This is a genomic window from Bacillus hominis (assembly GCF_018332515.1).
In the GTDB taxonomy this organism is placed as follows: Bacteria; Bacillota; Bacilli; order Bacillales; family Bacillaceae_G; genus Bacillus_A; species Bacillus_A hominis.
This window is the reverse complement of the sequence record NZ_BOQD01000675.1, coordinates 1-367: the sequence shown is the minus strand read 5'-3', so window position 1 is coordinate 367 and position 367 is coordinate 1. Positions and strand designations below refer to the sequence as shown.

Sequence of the window (367 nt, the reverse complement as noted above, 5' to 3'; positions counted from 1 at the left end):
TAAATCTGCCGTCACAGACTTCGAAGGTTCGAATCCTTCCCCCACCACCAATTTCGGCCACGCGATGGCGTAGCCCGAGACGATAAGTTCGCTTACCGGCTCGAATAAAGAGAGCTTCTCTCGATATTCAGTGCAGAATGAAAATCAGGTAGCCGAGTTCCAGGATGCGGGCATCGTATAATGGCTATTACCTCAGCCTTCCAAGCTGATGATGCGGGTTCGATTCCCGCTGCCCGCTCCAAGATGTGCTGATATAGCTCAGTTGGTAGAGCGCACCCTTGGTAAGGGTGAGGTCGGCAGTTCGAATCCTGTCGGGCGCGCCATCACATACCGCCATTAGCTCATCGGGATAGAACGCCAGCCTTCG

The 367-nt window shown here is 54.0% G+C and carries 1 tRNA gene; it reads left to right on the top strand.

Going from position 1 to position 367, the window contains the following annotated elements:
* Positions 1-166: 166 nt before the first annotated feature.
* Positions 167-241: transfer RNA gene (locus tag KI356_RS28955), tRNA-Gly, on the top strand.
* Positions 242-367 lie beyond the last annotated feature (126 nt).